This window comes from Pantoea folii, assembly GCF_056678875.1.
Genome location: NZ_JBWXON010000013.1, coordinates 116182 through 133666 on the forward strand (window position 1 = coordinate 116182; position 17485 = coordinate 133666).

A 17485-nucleotide genomic window follows, 5' to 3' on the forward strand; every position below is an offset into this window, starting at 1 on the left:
TGTCGCCTGTTCATGCCTGCTCTGGTCGGCAAACCCGTAGTAATCAGGAAATTTCATGGAAAATCAACCTAAGTTGAATAGCAGTAAAGAAGTGATCGCCTTTTTGGCGGAACGTTTTCCGCAATGTTTTAGCGCCGAAGGTGAAGCGCGTCCGCTTAAAATCGGTATCTTCCAGGATCTGGTTGAGCGCGTTCAGGGTGAAAACAGCCTGAGCAAGACGCAACTGCGTTCAGCCTTGCGCCTTTATACCTCAAGCTGGCGTTATCTGTACGGCATTAAAGCGGGTGCAATCCGTGTTGATCTTGATGGCAACGCCTGTGGCGTGCTGGACGAACAACACGTTGAACATGCGCGCAAGCAGCTGGAAGAAGCCAAAGCGCGCGTTCAGGCGCAGCGCGATCAGCAAAAAGCGAAGAAACGCGAAGCCGGTGAAGAGACCGCTGAGCGTCGTCCTCGTAAACCTGCTCCTCGCAAAGCGGCTGAAGGCGAAGCACCTCGCAAGCCTCGTCCACAGGCACCGCGTGCCGCATCAGCAGAACGTCCTGCTGCACCGCGCCCACCGCGAGCTAAACCTGTCACTGATACCTCAACTTTGCAACCCGGCCAGAACATCAAAGTTAAAGCAGGCAAAAGTGCAATGGACGCCACCATTCTTGAAATCACCAAGGATGGCGTTCGGGTGCAGCTCGCTTCCGGCATGGCAATGATTGTGCGCGCAGAACACTTGCAGTTCTGAAACGGAGGCTGACCTCGGCATGAACAACATTCTAAAGATCGGTATGATCGCGGGCCTGCTGTTAGCAGGCCCCACCTTTGGCGCAGATAACATTACCCGCGCCGACCAGATTCCACAGTTACATGAAGACCCGCAGCATCCTACCGTCAGTGAACGCGTCACTTCGCGTTTCACCCGTTCTCACTATCGCCAGTTCGATCTGAATCAGGATTTCTCTGCGAAAATTTTTGATCGCTACCTGAATCTGCTCGACTACAACCATAACGTGTTGTTGGCTTCAGATATCGCGCAATACGCCGATAAGAAAACCACGTTGGGTGATGAACTGCGCAGCGGTAAGCTGGATGTGTTCTACGATCTCTACAATCTGGCGCAGAAACGCCGCTTCGAGCGCTATCAATATGCGCTGAGTGTGCTGAATCGCCCGATGAGTTTCACCGGCAATGACACTATCGACATTGACCGTGCAAAATCACCCTGGCCGAAAAACAGCGATGAGCTGAACGCGCTGTGGGATGCCAAAGTCAAATATGACGAGCTGAGCCTGAAACTGGCCGGTAAAGATGACAAAGAGATTCGTGAAACGCTGACTAAGCGTTACAACTTTGCCATTCGTCGCCTGGCGCAGAGCAACAGTGAAGATGTGTTCCAGCTGGCGATGACCGCCTTTGCGCACGAAATCGACCCGCACACCAACTATCTTTCACCGCGTAACACCGAACAGTTCAACACCGAGATGAGCCTGTCGCTGGAAGGTATCGGTGCCGTGCTGCAGATGGACGATGATTATACGGTCATCAACTCCATGGTGGCTGGCGGACCGGCCGCGAAGAGCAAATCCATCAGCGTGGGCGACCGCATTGTCGGTGTTGCCCAGCCAGGTAAGCCAATGGAAGATGTGATTGGCTGGCGTCTGGATGATGTGGTGTCCAAAATCAAAGGACCGAAAGGCAGCAAAGTGCGCCTGGAAATCCTGCCTGCTGGCAAGGGCACCAAAACCCGCACCGTGACACTGACGCGTGAAAAGATCCGTCTTGAAGATCGCGCGGTGAAAGGCACCGTACATAACGTCGGTAAAGAGAAAGTCGGCGTACTGGATATTCCAGGCTTCTACGTTGGCCTGACTGACGATGTAAAAGTGCAGCTGCAAAAACTGCAGAAGCAGAACGTCGACAGCATCGTGATTGATTTGCGCACCAATGGCGGCGGTGCGCTCACCGAAGCCGTATCACTGTCGGGTCTGTTTATTCCAAGTGGCCCAGTGGTGCAGGTCCGTGACAACAACGGTCGCGTGCGCCAGGACAGCGATAACGACGGTATCGTTTATTACAAAGGACCGCTGGTGGTGCTGGTCGATCGTTTCAGTGCTTCCGCATCTGAAATCTTTGCCGCAGCGATGCAGGATTACGGCCGTGCGCTGATTGTGGGTGAACCGACCTTTGGTAAAGGCACCGTGCAGCAGTATCGTTCGCTCAACCGCATCTATGATCAGATGCTGCGTCCTGAATGGCCGGCGCTGGGCTCAGTGCAATACACCATCCAGAAATTCTATCGCATTAACGGTGGCAGTACTCAGCGTAAAGGCGTCACGCCGGACCTGCTGATGCCAACTGGCGTAGAAGCGGCGGAAACCGGTGAGAAGTTCGAGGACAACGCGCTGCCATGGGATAGCGTGAATGCCGCGACTTACACCAAAACCGGTGATATCACCGCGCTGGTACCGCAGCTGACCAAAGAGCACGCCGATCGTATCGCTAAAGATCGCGAGTTCCAGTACATCATGAAAGATATTGCGCGCTTTGACGCGATGAAAGACAAACGCAATATTGTGTCGCTCAATCTTGCTCAACGTGAGAAAGAGAACCACGAAGATGATGCACTGCGTCTGGAACGCATTAACGCGCGCTACCAGGCGGAAGGCAAAGCCCCGCTGAAGAGCATTGAAGATTTGCCGAAAGACTACAAAGAGCCAGACCCGTATCTGGACGAAACCGTGAAAATTGCCAATGACATGGCGCAGCTGGAGAAAGCCCAGCCTGCCGAAGGCGCGAAATAAATTTTCGCTGAATAAAAGCACCGCTCCGGCGGTGTTTTTTTTGCACCAAAGGTATTGTTCATTGTGGCTAATGGGCAGAATTGCGCACATCATTACCAAATGTAAAGTTATGTCTTTTTAGACACTTAAAGATTAAGGTTGCTTGAAAACCTGCGCAATGGACATAGGATGTATATCCGCGCATGAGCGCGAGCACAACTGAGGAAGATTAACGTTTATGATGCGTATTGCGCTTTTCCTGGTCACCAACCTGGCGGTGATGTTGGTATTCGGACTGATTCTGAGTCTGACAGGAATTCAGTCAAGCAGTGTTCAGGGTCTGATGATTATGGCAGGTCTGTTTGGCTTTGGCGGTGCGTTTGTTTCACTGCTGATGTCTAAATGGATGGCGTTGCGCTCCGTCGGCGGTGAAGTGATTCAACAACCCCGTAACGAGACAGAACGCTGGCTGATGGATACCGTCAGTCGCCAGGCTCAACAGTCCGGCATTGCGATGCCGCAAGTGGCGATCTATCACGCACCAGATATTAATGCCTTTGCTACCGGTGCACGTCGTGACGCCTCACTGGTTGCGGTCTCGACCGGCTTGCTGCAGAACATGAGCCGTGATGAAGCGGAAGCGGTGCTGGCGCACGAAATCGCCCACATCGCTAACGGTGACATGATCACCATGACGCTGATTCAGGGGGTGGTGAACACCTTCGTGATCTTCATTTCGCGTATTATCGCGCAGGTGGCATCGGGCTTCCTGTCGGGTAACCGTGACGGTGAAGAGAGCAGCAACGGTAACCCGCTGGTCTATTTTGCGGTCGCGACCGTGCTGGAACTGGTGTTCGGCATTCTCGCCAGCATCATCACCATGTGGTTCTCACGTCACCGTGAATTCCACGCGGATGCAGGTTCAGCCAAACTGGTGGGCCGCGAGAAGATGATTGCCGCTCTGCAGCGTTTGAAAACCAGCTACGAGCCGCAGGAGCCAAGCAGCATGATGGCATTCTGCATTAACGGCAAAAGCAAATCGTTGAGCGAATTGTTTATGTCGCATCCGCCGCTCGATAAGCGTATCGAAGCGCTGCGTAACGGTGACTATCTGAAATAATGGTTTGGCTGTTGCAATAAACAAAGGTGCCCAATTGGGCACCTTTGTTGTTTTATGACTTCACCGTCTGACTCGATTGCGTCATCCGAGACATACTGACGACGGCTGCCACCGTGGCGAAACTACCTGCCAGAACCAGTGATGCATGTGTTCCGCTGTCGTTAAACAGATTGAACATCAATGCAACCAATGCTGCACCGCTGCTCTGACCGACCAAACGCGCCGTCCCTAACATACCGCTGGCGCCACCGCTGCGATGACGCGGGGCAGAGGAGATAATCGTGTGATTATTTGGAGACTGGAACAGGCCAAAGCCCGCACCGCAAAGCATCATTCGCCAGATAATATCAATATCGGTGGGTTGTGAAGGCAGCAGTGCCAGTAAGAACAGACCCGCCGCAAACATTGCCAGCCCCAGGCCACCCAATAATCCCGCATGGACTTTCTCAATCAACCGGCCAGCAATGGGTGCCAGCACCATGGTGGCCAGCGGCCAGGGTGTGAGCAGCAACCCGGTTGCCACTTCATCCCTTCCCAGCACGTTTTGCAGGAAGAATGGCAGCGAAACCATAGCCAGCATCTGCGCACAGAACGAGCAAATCGAAGTGCACATCGACAACGAAAAAATGGGGATGCGCAGCAAATCCACCGGCAGAAGCGGCACTGGCATCGCCAACTGGCGACGTACAAACACCACGCCCACCAACACCAGTGCGACGACTTCCGCCAGAATCAGCCAGTGATCCTGCCCCTGTGAGAACCCGCTGAGGGCCGATATGAGCAGGCCAAAGAACAGGGCGTTCATGATGGCGCTGGGAACATCGAATTTCTGCTGTTTAGCTTTCTGCGTGTTATCTGGCAGAAAACGCAGCGCCAGCCACAGTGCCACAATGCCCAGCGGCACGTTGATCAGGAATAACCATTTCCAGCTGGCGATGGAGAGAATCGCGGCTGCCACCGTTGGGCCCGCAGCGCTCGACACCGCGACGATCAGCGAGTTAATCGCCATACCGCGGCCGAGAAAACGCTGCGGATAGATAATACGAATCAGCGCTGTGTTCACACTCATCAGTGCCGCGCCGCCAAAACCCTGCAGGATACGCGCCACGGTAAGCATATTGAGTGAAGAGGAGAGGGCGCAGAACAGTGAAGTGGCAATAAACAACGCCAGCCCTACCTGATAAACACGGCGATAACCCAGCATATCGCCCAGAAAGGAGAGCGACAGTAACGAGATAACAATGGCGATTTGGTAGGCGTTAACAATCCAGATTGATTCCGCCGGACTGGCATTCAGTTCGCGTGCAATGGTGGGTAACGCAACGTTAGCAATGGCACCATCCAGCACTGCCATCATGATGCCTAACGCAATAGTGATAATCGCGCCGTACCGCTGCGGAACAGGTAATCCATCCTGAGAGACTGTAGGGGACATAAATGAAATAAATGAAGGAAGTGAATATCATCATGCTAATCAATTTTGTGACGGAAAGCACCGCATTCATTGACAAAAAATTACGAAGGAATGTGTCGCTGCATGCCAGTCGTTGCCGCCGTTGGGCTGAAACGCATATACTGGCGCTTCTGTTCCGTTTTTTTTGAAACACCGTCAAAAAAGGATACGCGCAATGGCGAGCAGTGATAACGATAAACAGCCAGACTCCGTCTCTTCGGTAATGAAAGTGTTCGGCATTTTGCAGGCGTTAGGCGAAGATCGTGATCATGGTATCACCGAGCTGTCGCAACGCGTGATGATGTCAAAAAGCACGGTTTACCGCTTTCTGCAAACCATGAAATCATTGGGTTACGTAGCGCAGGAAGGGGAAAGTGAAAAATATTCGCTGACGCTCAAGCTGTTTGAATTGGGTGCCAGGGCACTACAAAACGTCGACCTGATTCGTAGTGCCGATGTCGAAATGCGAGAACTGTCGCGTTTGACCAAAGAAACTATCCACCTGGGTGCGCTGGAAGAAGACAGCATTGTCTATATCCATAAAATTGATTCGCTGTATAACCTGCGCATGTACTCGCGCATCGGGCGTCGTAACCCGCTGCATACCACCGCCATCGGTAAAGTGTTACTGGCATGGCGCGATCGCACTGAAGTTCAGGCAATCCTGAGCGAAGTCGAGTTTCGTCGCAGTACCGCCAACACCATCGTCAGTGCTGAAGCGCTGCTTGAAGTATTAGATCAGGTAAAAGTGCAGGGTTTCGGTGAAGATAATGAAGAGCAGGAAGAGGGCTTACGCTGTATCGCTGTGCCGGTTTTCGACCGCTTCGGCGTGGTGATCGCGGGATTGAGCATCTCGTTCCCGACAATCCGATTCTCTGAAGAAGCAAAAAACGAGTATGTGGCGATGCTGCATCGTGCCGCGCGCAATATTTCCGACCAGTTGGGTTACCACGACTACCCATTCTGAATAGCAGAACGGGCTGTCGCCAGCCCGTTTGAGTCACTAATTATCTACCACTTCGCCACTTTTCTTCAACAGTGGACAATCGGTGACACCCACAATACCGCTGTCGGTATGCAGATATTGCGCGGTGATCATGCCGCGTGCAGTGAGATAGCTACACTGTAAGCCCAGTCCAGCGGCGTTTTTGTTGCTTCCGGTCAGTACGCCATAGCCGGTAAACAGCATCCCTAACCAGACCACTGCCACCACGATTATCGCCCGAATGAATAGTTTCATTTTATCTCCTTGTGATACACAACGCAGCTATCCTGAAGTCGCTGCGATTTCTATAGTAGCAGCATGACGCGTCCTGCTCATGAAATCGATCAGAGATAACTGAAAGCCATCAAGATGCGGGATAATCTGCTTTCCACCGGCAACCATTATCTTTTCCGCACACAACGAGTAGAATCAGCGGCGGTGTAAGTGTTTTATGTTTGACAATAGAGGCAGTTATGAACGAGTTAGCCGCAAATACCAGTCCGCTGTTCAGTTATGGTGTACTGGCCATCATTATTGTTGTGGCCTTGATAGCCTGGTTCTTCGTTAACCGGGCCAGCATGCGCGCCAGTGAACAGATTCGTTTGCTGGAAGCACTGCTGGAAGAGCAGAAAAAACAGAATGCATTGTTGCGCCGCCTGGCGGATGCTCAACCTGCCACAGCAAAACAGCAGGAGGAAGAAGACGCCGTAAAACAGCGCGACTTCATCCGTATGATTCCAGAACGTTAAACACATGATGGAGCAGTAATGGCCTGGCAAAATCCCTGGTACGACGCAACGCTGGCGCATCACACGCCAGAAGGTTTCCGCAATCCGGAACCGGAATTGCGCCAGCCAGGGGATTTGCAGCGCTGGCGGCGGGAGCGCAAAGCGGACCATTTGCCGCTGCCGCCTCAGGCCGGTTATCCGGCATTCATTGCCCGCTGGTATCAGGAAAGCGATCTGGGCGGTGATGACGATCGCGTCTGGTGGTTAGGTCATGCCGCCGTGTTGATGCGGCTCAATCGCCGCTATATTCTCATCGATCCGGCACTCTCTCTGCGTGCTTCACCTCTGCCGTTTGCTGGACCACAGCGTAAAACGCCCGCTCCGCTCCATATTGCACAGTTGCCACATCTCGACGTGGTACTGATTTCGCACAATCACTACGACCATCTCGATCGACCTACGGTAAAGCGCATCGCACGTCATTTCCCGGATGCGCAATTTGTTGTGCCGCTGGGTATGGGAACCTGGTGCCGCAAACGTGGCGTGCGCCATGTCACCGAACGCGACTGGTGGCAATCCATTGATATCGCAGGAGTGACGTTGACTGCCGTACCCGCGCGGCACTGGAGCATGCGAACTTTCTGGGATCGTAATCGCTCACTGTGGTGTGGCTGGGTGGTGCGAAACCAGAGTGTGAATTTTTGGTTTTCAGGTGACAGTGGCTATAGCGAAAACCTGTTAGAAATTGCTGAACGTCTTGGGCCCTTTAATCTTGCCGCGTTGCCCATTGGCGCTTATGCACCAAAATGGTTCATGCGCGGTCAACATATGGACCCCGATCAGGCGGTGCGTTTATGGCAGGCGATAGGGCGTCCGTTAACGCTGCCGATCCACTGGGGGGTGTTTGAACTGGCGGATGATCCTTTAGATGAACCCCCTGCCGCTTTGGCGCAAGCAATGCAATCCGCGGGAGAATGGGACTCACGCTTTATGCCATGGAGAATAGGCACCAGCCAAAGCTTGCAGAATAGCGATTCAGATGTGTCCTAAGCCCGATTTGTTAAATCAAGTGTCGCAGTGCGTTTTTTTAACATATAATTGTAGAGTCGTTAGTTAAAAATAAGATAACCGCCAAAACGAGCGTGCATATATTTGGGGCAAGAGCGCTTATATTTTCCTGATTTTGGTGCAAAACAATTAATGACTTGTACTTAATAAATCGGGTTGTACAAGTTTTGCTCAGCGCACGAATGTTGCATTCCACGTTAATTTTTTGGCGAAATATTTTATCAATGCCATATTAATGCAATACTTCTTGCGTAGCCTTGACCGCTTTAATTGTGCTGGTTTAGATTGCGTCGCTACGCTTGACTAATGTAAGTACTGGCGCTAACTACTCTGACATATAACATTTTTTTGTGCAGTTATTCCGTCATCTGTCAATATGCTAATGGCAGAAGAGTGCAGAGCAACGGCCAATTATGTGCGTCATGTCGATCACCGTTTAAAAATGGCTTGCCATTAATTTGCGGATATGTGATAACGACTCTTGGGTCAAACGAGGTACAGTTCTGTTTATGTATGGCATCTTCAGTAAAGAAGTTACGAGTAAAGACGTTGACGTTGAATTCCGCTTCCTTGCCGAACCTTAAATTAGTGCCTCATTCAGTAACGTCTCTGGTTTATCTGTAAGACTGCCTTCGGGCAATATAAACAATCAAAGGAATTTGCAAAAATGGCAAAGATTAAAGGTCAGGTTAAGTGGTTCAACGAGTCTAAAGGTTTTGGTTTCATTACTCCTGCTGACGGCAGCAAAGACGTGTTCGTACACTTCTCTGCAATCCAGGGTAACGGCTTCAAAACTCTGGCTGAAGGCCAGGCTGTTGAGTTCGAAATTCAGGACGGCCAGAAAGGTCCAGCTGCAGTAAACGTTACTGCTATCTGATTTCGTTCTCAGACTCGGTGCCATGCGCCGCTGACACGAATTGTAAAGCCCTGGTCTCTGACCGGGGCTTTTCTTTTATCCTTTCTGTTGCCAGACGATCAGGGTAAACTGCGCGCGAATCGTGAACCCGGAGTTGTCTATGTCTTTGATTTGCCCCCTTTGCCAGCAACATTTGCACCAGCAAGCCAACAGCTTCCGCTGCGATGCAGGTCACCAATTCGATCAGGCTAAAGAAGGGTACGTTAATTTATTGCCGGTGCAGCATAAAGGCTCAAAGGAACCGGGTGACAGTGCGGAAATGCTGCTGGCACGTCGCGCATTTCTTGATGCCGGCCACTATCAGCCATTGCGCGATGCAGTGGCGCAACATCTGGCACAGCGCCTGAATGGCCAGGCGGCACAGGTATTGGATATTGGCTGTGGCGAGGGTTACTACACCGCAGTAATGGCAGAAGCCCTTCCGCAGGCGCAGTTGTTTGGCCTGGATGTGGCGAAAGCGGCGATTCGCATGGCGGCTAAACGTTATCGCACGGTGAAGTTCTGTGTCGCCTCCAGCCAGCGTTTACCCTTTGCTGATGCATCGCTGGAGGGCATTGTGCGCATCTATGCTCCCTGTAATGAAACCGAACTGAACCGGGTGGTGAAAACGGGCGGCTATCTGCTGACGGTGACGCCGGGCCCACATCATCTGCAGCAGTTCAAGGCGTTGATTTATCGTGAAGTGCAGCTGCACGCGGCAGAAGAAAAGGCTTACGAAGGTTTTAGCCAGGTTGAGCAACACAATCTGCGTTATGAGATGACGTTAAATGGGGCCGAAGCGGTGAGCTTGCTGCAGATGACGCCTTTTGCCTGGCGCGCGCGCGAAGAAGTCTGGCAACAGCTGGTGGCAGCCGATAGCTTTAGCTGCGATGCCGACTTCATGCTGACGCTATGGCAGCGCACTTAACGCGCTTCCACCAGCGTATTGTAGATACGTTCCAGGTCGTCGAGCTGTTGCACTGCAATCAGCAGGCGACGCTGTTCCAGCTGCATGACTAAAATGCCATCCTCAGATAAGTTCATACTTTGAATGCGACGATAGTCGATCCACACGCTGCCGAAGAACAGTCCCTCTGTCTTCATCAACAATTTCGGCGTGCGTAGCCAGAATAGCCAGATCGCCATAAAGCATAACACCATCAGCAGCGTGGTGGTGAGTTGGGGACCATGGTTGCTGACGTTATTCCACAGCAAAATCAGCAGTAACACGATAAAAATGCCGCTGTCGATCTTATGGCGACGACGCAGCGCGACACGCAATTTGGTCGGCCCCTTGCGCCGTGGCAGGATAGCGTCATCGTAAATCGCGAACAGGGCGAAAGCGATGATCAGCAGGGCAATCAGAGCGTCAGTCAGTGACATTACATTTTCTTCCTCAACCGAATTTACCTCAACGTTGGCGCTCAGGTAACTTCGCTGAAAACTGCCGGGAGCCGTAGCCCCCGGCGAGATGATTACAGACCGAGCAGGCCGATCCAGTAACCAAAGATACCCAGGGCAAAGAAGCCCACGATAATCCACAGTGCGTTAACTTTACGGCGCAGCAGCCACATACAGCCGAAGGTCAGCAGCAGCGGGATTAAGCCCGGCATCAGCTGATCGAGGATCGATTGAACGGTGGTCACGGTGGTTTTGCCGGTGTGATCGGTAATGCGCGACACCACAAGCGGCACGTTCACGTGTGTCCACTTGTTGACCAGCGCCCCCATGACAAACAGGCCGAGAATCGACGCCCCCTCCGTGAGTTTTTGCAGGAAGCCGCCACCCATATCGCTGACGATATCCACGCCTTTGCGATACCCATACGCCACACCGTAATAACGCGTCAGCATACGCACGGCGTTAAACAGAATGAAGAACAGCAGGGGACCGAGCAAGCTGCCGCTCATCGCGATACCGGCACCGAGTGCAGCAAACACCGGGCGAACGGTACCCCAGAAGATCGGGTCACCCACCCCCGCCAGCGGTCCCATCAGGCCGACTTTGATGCCGTTAATCGCGGCATCATCAATCGCCGCGCCGTTAGCACGCTGCTCTTCCATCGCCATGGTAACGCCGAGCACCGGTGCTGCCACGTATGGATGGGTATTAAAGAACTCCAGATGGCGTTTAATCGCCTGTTTACGATCGTCATTGTTCTCAGGATAGAGGCGACGAATCACCGGCACCATTGAGAAGCAGAAGCCCAGCGCCTGCATACGTTCAAAGTTCCATGAACCCTGAAACAGGTTAGAGCGGATGAACACACCACGGACATCGCTCGGGGTGAGTTTCTTTTGCGTGTTAGTTGTATCAACCATGATTTCACCTGTTCCTAGTCGAGTTCGTTGTCGAGGTCATTGTGTGCAGGACCGGCAGCGGCCGCGCCTGCTGTACGGTTATATTTCGGCGCCAGCTGGATATACAGCACCGCCATGACCACACCAATCACGCCCAGAGCAACCAGGTTGAAGTTGGTGAAGGCCGCCGTCACAAAGCCCAGATAGAAGAACGGCATCAGGTAGCCTGCGCGCATCATGTTGATGACCATCGCGTAACCGACCACCACGATCATGCCACCGGCGATGTTCAGACCGTTGGTGACCACTTCTGGAATGGAGCTCAACAGTTCCTGTACCACGCTGGTACCCACTGAAATCGCCACAATCAGGGCTGGAATTGCAATACGCATCGCCTGCAATACCAGTGCAGAGACGTGAATCCAGCTGATGGCGCTCAGATTACCTTTCTCGGCGGCCTTATCGGCAGCGTGCTGGAAGGCAACGGTGATGGTACGGACGATGATGGTCAGAACCTGACCGGCTGCCGCCAGTGGAATTGCCAGTGCGATACCCGCACCAACGCTTTGGCCACCCGCGATAACCAGGATGGTTGAAATGATGGAGGCCAGTGCCGCATCGGGTGCAACCGCCGCACCGATGTTCATCCAGCCCAGCGCGATCATTTCCAGCGTACCACCGATGATGATACCGGTTTTCATGTCACCCAGAACCGCACCAATCAAGGTACAGGCCACCAGTGGACGGTGGAACTGGAACTCATCAAGAATCGAACCCATCCCGGCAATACAAGCCACAATAAATATCAGGATGATTTGTAGCGTGGTTATTTCCATTGCTTTTCTCCTCAGCAAGGTCTCAAGTATTCGCCCGCCAGCGCAGGCAAAAGCGAACTACTGATTGACCTTGGCAATCAGGTCCATCATTTTCAGTCTTGGGTCGTTTGAAACTTTACGCACTTCCAACTCAATACCGCGTTCATTCAGTTTACGGAAGGCTTCAATGTCCTTCTGATCGACCGAAACTGCGTTGTTGACCTGGGTTTTACCCTGTTTGAATGCCATGCCGCCGATGTTGACCGACTTGATATCCACGCCTTGTTCCACAATCCGTTCCACATCGGTAGGATTGGTGAACAGCAGCATCACGCGGTCACGGCCATATTTCGGGTTGTTCCACACGCGGATCATCTTGGCAATATCCACCACGTGTGCGGTCACGCCAGGAGGGGCCACCTGCGTCAGCAGCGTTTTACGCACATGGTCATTAGCCACTTCATCACTGACGACGATGATGCGAGTCACGTTGGTCTCTTTGGTCCAGCGGGTTGCCACCTGGCCGTGAATTAAACGGTCATCGATGCGCGCCAGGCCGATCTTCATGTGCTCGCCCGGTGCCAAAGGCTTTTGCGGTTGCGCCGGGGCTTGTGCGGCAACGGGTGCTACAGCTTCCGGGGTAGGGGTTTCGGTCTTGAGGGCTTTGACACCTTCGCGGCCGGCTTCCACGGCAATATGAATCAATTCCTCAAAGGATGGATTATCATCGCGCCCCATCAGGGTTTCCACCAGCATCGGGATGTTCACCCCCGCGATGACGTCATAATCCGGCTTATCCACCACAATGCGGCTGGCCGCGTTGAATGGACTGCCGCCCCAGGTATCCACCAGGAACAGCACGCCTTTCGACGTGTCGAGTTCTGCCAGTCTCGCCTGATACTTTTCGATTAGCGTTTCTGCATTTTCGCCGGGCACGAAATCAATCCATCCGACATTTTCCTGCTCACCCAACAACATTTCTGCTGTTTTAAGCAGCTGTTCTGCCGCCCAGCCATGTGTACCAATTACAATAGCAATGGTCACTTGCTACCTCCGTTCGCATGAGAGATTCTCTGGCATTGCCGGGAATCATTGAGAATTACCGTTGTTGATTCAGGTGGATCGTTTGGGTCTAAGATGAAGAGTCGCATCAATAAATGTTCCGAAACTGTCCGCTGCACAGCAGTAAGGTCGCGATTTATTTTAGTGTGCGAAAAAATAATTTATGTGATGTTTGTCAGCTATTTCGAGCGTAACGCTGCAAAATTGCATTTATGTTCGTTATTCCTGCGTTTGTGCAGTTGTTTGTAAATGTAATAAAATTTTTTGACGTTGTTGATGTAACTGATACATTAGCGTTCTGTTTAATATTCAGGAGTATCGGGCTTCAGCTCACCTATATGGACCGTCACCGACGTCGCTCAACATGTTCTCAGCGCTTTCTGGCGCACACTACAACGCTCTTCAGCGTGACCTCATTTGCTAACGATCTCTCGTCTCGCTTCACCGCGCAGGCTCAATCTCGTTCGCCCCTCTGTGTTGTAAGGAGTCATTGATGGAATTTCTCTTCGACCCCTCAATTTGGGCGGGTTTGCTAACGCTGATCGTGCTGGAGATCGTTCTCGGCATCGACAACCTGGTGTTCATCGCCATCCTGGCGGACAAGTTGCCACCGAAACAGCGTGATAAAGCGCGTCTGATCGGTCTGTCACTCGCTCTCGTGATGCGATTGGGCCTGCTGTCGCTGATATCCTGGATCGTGACATTGACGCGACCCCTATTCAGCGTAGGCGATTTCAGTTTTTCCGGGCGAGATTTAATTCTGTTGTTCGGTGGTTTGTTCCTGTTATTCAAGGGAACCATGGAACTGCATGAGCGGTTGGAAAACCGCGGCATGGAACATCAGGGCAACAAAGGTTATGCCAGCTTTTGGGCCGTGGTGATCCAGATTGTGGTGCTGGACGCGGTATTCTCGCTTGATGCGGTGATTACCGCAGTGGGTATGGTCAACCATCTGCCGGTGATGATGACCGCCGTGGTGATTGCCATGGGTGTGATGCTGTTGGCTTCGAAGCCGTTGACCAACTTCGTCAATGCCCATCCGACAGTCGTGGTGCTGTGCTTAAGCTTCCTGCTGATGATCGGTTTGTCATTGGTGGCGGAAGGCTTCGGTTTCCACATTCCGAAAGGCTATCTGTACGCCGCAATTGGCTTCTCGATTGTGATTGAGCTGTTCAACCAAATTGCGCGTCGTAACTTTATTCGCCATCAGGAACATCGGCCGATGCGAGAACGTACGGCTGAAGCGATCTTGCGCCTGATGGGCGGTCGCCAGCGTCATCAGCCGGTGACCACTGAAGAAGCTTCGCTGACGCAGGCGATGCCACAGGAAGCATTTAAAGACGAAGAGCGTTATATGATCAACGGCGTGTTGACGCTGTCACAGCGCTCCATTCGTAGCATCATGACGCCACGCGGCAATATCTCATGGGTTGATGCTGAACGTCCGGTGGATGAAATCCGTATTCAGCTCCTCGACACGCCGCACAGTTTGTTCCCGGTATGTCGCGGTGAGCTGGATGAGATCATCGGCGTGGTGCGTGCTAAAGAACTGCTGGTGGCGCTGGAGCATGGTATGGACGTGGCGACGTTTGCTGCTACCACTCCGGCGATAGTGGTGCCTGAAACGCTGGATCCGATCAACCTGCTGGGCGTACTGCGCCGCGCTAAAGGCAGCTTTGTCATCGTCACCAACGAATTTGGTGTGGTGCAAGGTTTGATTACCCCACTGGACGTGCTGGAAGCGATTGCCGGTGAGTTCCCGGATGAAGATGAAACGCCCGATATTATCGTGGATGGTGATGGCTGGTTAGTGAAGGGCGGTACCGATCTGCACTCACTGCAGCAGTTGCTCGACCACCATGAGCTGGTGGATCGGGAAGAAGATCATGCCTCGCTGGCGGGTCTGTTGATTGCCCAGAAAGGCCAACTGCCGCAGCCTGGTGAGATCATCGACCTGCCGCCCCTGCATTTCCAAATCATTGAGGCTACGGATTATCGTATCGACCTGGTGCGCGTAACCAAAGATAAGCCGCATGAAGATGAAGAGCATGAGGCGTAAGGGCTAAGTTAATTGTCATCGAAAAGGCCGATATCCACGATATCGGCCTTTTTTATTTCTGTGACCCGTCCTAAATAGCGTTGGCACATTTTACTCACTCACTTAGGAAGATGTGATTAAGCAGTATGTGTTTCGCCCTGAATGGCGTTGACACCTTCCACACTTTCTCTGAGGAATAGGTCATGAACGAGTATGTTAAACGCTCCACGCGATTGACCTAATCCAGGTACAGCGTTGTACAGACCGCAAAAATGCCACATGAAGCCGGTAAAGGGGGATGAGGAGTAAAGCGTACGCCGCAGGGATGCGGCGTCCGAGGCTACAGGGATGTATTCACGCCGTCTTTACGGAACATCCCCCTTTACTGGCTGGAACGCACCCTCAGACACAGCAATCGAACGCATCATGAAACAGAGCAATCGAACGCACCATCAAACAGAGCAATCCAACCCAGCATCAGACACTACAATCCAACCCAACATCAGGCCCTAAGATGCGCCTGATGCTGCTCCAGCCACACAGGGAAATCTTCGATGGGCATTGGACGGGCGTAATAATAGCCCTGTAAATGATCCACGCCGCGCTCACGCAGATAGTGTGCCTGCTCCGCGGTTTCCACGCCCTCAGCCACTAACGCAATGTTCAAACGCTGCGCCAGCGAAATCACCATATCTGTCACCGTGGCGTTAATCGCGTCGGTACCGATGGCCGCAGTGAAAATCTTGTCAATTTTTAGCACGTCTGGCTTCAGGTCTTTCAGGTAGGCGAGGGAACTGTGTCCGGTACCGAAATCGTCAATCGCCAGGCGCACGCCGATCTCATGCAACTGCGACACCACAGATTGATCAATCACCGGCAGCGCATCGCGCTCGGTCAACTCGACCACCAGCTTCGGCAGCGGGTTAGCGGGCCACCAGATACTTTGCAGATCCTCGACAATCGCACGATCGCGGAAATGGCTGGCGGCAACGTTAATCGCAATATGGAAAGAAGAACATTGCGGCAGGTTAGGTAACTCATCTACCACTTTAGCTAACACAAAGCGCGTCAGTGGTGCTATCAGGTTCTGACGCTCAGCTAGCGGGATAAACACATCCGGCGCAACCCAGCCTTGACGCGCATTGTGCCAGCGCAGCAACAACTCCATGCCATCGCACTCACCACTTTTGGCATTGATCAGTGGCTGACAGTAAACCATAAATTCATTCGCGGTAATGCCATAGCTGATTTGCCAGCTGAGGCTCATGCGGTTCGCGGTGGCTAACCAAACGATATAACCCATCAGCAAGCTCAGCAGCACCGCCAACGGTAGCTGTGAAGGAAGCGTATGCAACGCCAGACGTGCCGGAGAAGGGCCATACAAGGTAATGCTGTAGGGGTAACGCAGTGAAGCCTGATCAAAAGCCACTTCATCTTCCGATGGCACTGTCTCTTCAATCAACGGATTGCCATATTCCAGACTCTGTCCGCCGACATTAAAAATGGCCCGTTCGACCCAGGGTAACTGCGGCTCCAGCAAATAATTTGTCATCAATTCCACATTGATAACCTGCAGCAGCCCATCGCGATTATCCAGCGATTTGGGTGTCCACAGCAGCAAGACCGGTGAGCCTTTTAGCAGGTAATTATCGGTGGTCAGCATCATGCGCTGATTATTAATCGCCAACTCCGGATAGGTCTGGCTGAACGAAATATTGCGCGGGCCGTAAATACTGGAGCAGTAAATACTGTCATCCTGCACCAGCAGGATGGTGCGCACGGTCTGCAATGAAGAAATCTTTTCGATTAACGGATAGCGAACTTGTGCGCAAGGCACGCCAACCAGCCCAAGCGTGTTGTTGGCGGAGACATCCAGCGGGGAGAACATGCGGTCAAAGCGCTCAATGGCGCGACTGGCAAAATTCAGGGACTGCTGCTCAATACGCGATTTCTCTTCGATATAACGAAAAGTCAGCGTGAGAATCAGAACCAGCGCCGCGATCACCAACGCGATAAGCAAACGCTTACGGCGAAATTGACCGACAAATTGCTGGGGAATGAGCATCAGTAACCACCTTGCAAAACAAAAATTGAAGCCAAATTAACGTGTAGGTTATCGGCATTGAGGCGGCCAGGTTTAGCGCACCGCAGAGAAAAAAAGCGGCACTAAAAAACAGCGCGGCCACTAAGGGCCGCGCGCAAATTAATGTATCTGGTTTACTCACAGGGAGGTAGCGTGAGATGCAGAAA

The 17485-nt window shown here is 52.5% G+C and carries 17 protein-coding genes; 10 read left to right on the forward strand and 7 right to left on the reverse strand.

Going from position 1 to position 17485, the window contains the following annotated elements:
* Positions 1-55 precede the first annotated feature (55 nt).
* From proQ to htpX, 3 genes are all read left to right on the forward strand, one after another.
* Entirely contained in the window at positions 56-736 is a 681-nt protein-coding gene (gene proQ / locus AC1MDE_RS16010; RefSeq protein ID WP_034828699.1) for an RNA chaperone ProQ, read from the forward strand.
* Between the two features lie 19 nt (positions 737-755).
* The gene (gene prc / locus AC1MDE_RS16015; protein ID WP_058960167.1) at positions 756-2792 is read left to right on the forward strand and encodes a carboxy terminal-processing peptidase; all 2037 of its coding nucleotides are present in this window, start codon (positions 756-758) and stop codon (positions 2790-2792) included.
* A 217-nt stretch (positions 2793-3009) separates the two neighbouring features.
* Positions 3010-3891, forward strand: a complete 882-nt coding sequence (htpX, locus tag AC1MDE_RS16020) for a protease HtpX (RefSeq protein WP_038646563.1) — start codon at positions 3010-3012, stop codon at positions 3889-3891.
* 52 nt (positions 3892-3943) lie between these two features.
* On the opposite strand, the gene AC1MDE_RS16025 is transcribed toward htpX, so the two are convergent.
* Entirely contained in the window at positions 3944-5326 is a 1383-nt protein-coding gene (locus AC1MDE_RS16025; RefSeq protein ID WP_160833637.1) for an MFS transporter, read from the reverse strand.
* A gap of 193 nt (positions 5327-5519) precedes the next feature.
* Here AC1MDE_RS16025 and kdgR point away from each other — a divergent pair, with 193 nt between their 5' ends.
* Entirely contained in the window at positions 5520-6311 is a 792-nt protein-coding gene (gene kdgR, locus AC1MDE_RS16030) for a DNA-binding transcriptional regulator KdgR (RefSeq protein ID WP_034828705.1), read from the forward strand.
* 36 nt (positions 6312-6347) lie between these two features.
* Here the strand turns inward: kdgR and AC1MDE_RS16035 are convergent, their stop codons facing one another.
* On the reverse strand, positions 6348-6584 hold the full coding sequence (locus tag AC1MDE_RS16035) for a YobH family protein (protein WP_034828706.1): 237 nt from the start codon (positions 6582-6584) through the stop codon (positions 6348-6350).
* Between the two features lie 218 nt (positions 6585-6802).
* On the opposite strand from AC1MDE_RS16035, the gene AC1MDE_RS16040 reads away from it, so the two are divergent.
* From AC1MDE_RS16040 to rlmA, 5 genes are all read left to right on the forward strand, one after another.
* Positions 6803-7078 (forward strand): YebO family protein, encoded by a 276-nt coding sequence (locus tag AC1MDE_RS16040; RefSeq protein WP_058960164.1) that lies wholly within the window; start codon positions 6803-6805, stop codon positions 7076-7078.
* Between the two features lie 18 nt (positions 7079-7096).
* Entirely contained in the window at positions 7097-8107 is a 1011-nt protein-coding gene (locus AC1MDE_RS16045; RefSeq protein ID WP_480344825.1) for an MBL fold metallo-hydrolase, read from the forward strand.
* 527 nt (positions 8108-8634) lie between these two features.
* Entirely contained in the window at positions 8635-8709 is a 75-nt protein-coding gene (locus AC1MDE_RS16050; RefSeq protein ID WP_128599124.1) for a DUF2627 domain-containing protein, read from the forward strand.
* An 83-nt stretch (positions 8710-8792) separates the two neighbouring features.
* Entirely contained in the window at positions 8793-9002 is a 210-nt protein-coding gene (cspE, locus tag AC1MDE_RS16055; RefSeq protein ID WP_034828712.1) for a transcription antiterminator/RNA stability regulator CspE, read from the forward strand.
* Between the two features lie 139 nt (positions 9003-9141).
* Complete coding sequence (rlmA, locus tag AC1MDE_RS16060; protein WP_058960162.1) at positions 9142-9948, forward strand: 23S rRNA (guanine(745)-N(1))-methyltransferase; 807 nt, start codon at positions 9142-9144, stop codon at positions 9946-9948.
* Here the strand turns inward: rlmA and AC1MDE_RS16065 are convergent.
* The 4 genes from AC1MDE_RS16065 to manX form a co-directional block, all read right to left on the reverse strand.
* Positions 9945-10403 (reverse strand): DUF986 family protein, encoded by a 459-nt coding sequence (locus AC1MDE_RS16065; protein ID WP_058960161.1) that lies wholly within the window; start codon positions 10401-10403, stop codon positions 9945-9947. The genes rlmA and AC1MDE_RS16065 overlap by 4 nt on opposite strands.
* 92 nt (positions 10404-10495) lie before the next feature.
* On the reverse strand, positions 10496-11341 hold the full coding sequence (locus AC1MDE_RS16070) for a PTS mannose transporter subunit IID (RefSeq protein ID WP_038646579.1): 846 nt from the start codon (positions 11339-11341) through the stop codon (positions 10496-10498).
* Between the two features lie 14 nt (positions 11342-11355).
* The gene (locus AC1MDE_RS16075) at positions 11356-12156 is read right to left on the reverse strand and encodes a PTS mannose/fructose/sorbose transporter subunit IIC (protein ID WP_034828717.1); all 801 of its coding nucleotides are present in this window, start codon (positions 12154-12156) and stop codon (positions 11356-11358) included.
* Positions 12157-12213: 57 nt separating this feature from the next.
* Entirely contained in the window at positions 12214-13179 is a 966-nt protein-coding gene (gene manX / locus AC1MDE_RS16080) for a PTS mannose transporter subunit IIAB (RefSeq protein WP_058960160.1), read from the reverse strand.
* 511 nt (positions 13180-13690) lie between these two features.
* On the opposite strand from manX, the gene AC1MDE_RS16085 reads away from it, so the two are divergent.
* Positions 13691-15256 (forward strand): TerC family protein, encoded by a 1566-nt coding sequence (locus AC1MDE_RS16085; protein WP_058960159.1) that lies wholly within the window; start codon positions 13691-13693, stop codon positions 15254-15256.
* Between the two features lie 481 nt (positions 15257-15737).
* Here the strand turns inward: AC1MDE_RS16085 and AC1MDE_RS16090 are convergent, their stop codons facing one another.
* Positions 15738-17300 (reverse strand): EAL domain-containing protein, encoded by a 1563-nt coding sequence (locus tag AC1MDE_RS16090; protein WP_097116880.1) that lies wholly within the window; start codon positions 17298-17300, stop codon positions 15738-15740.
* Between the last annotated feature and the right edge of the window lie 185 nt (positions 17301-17485).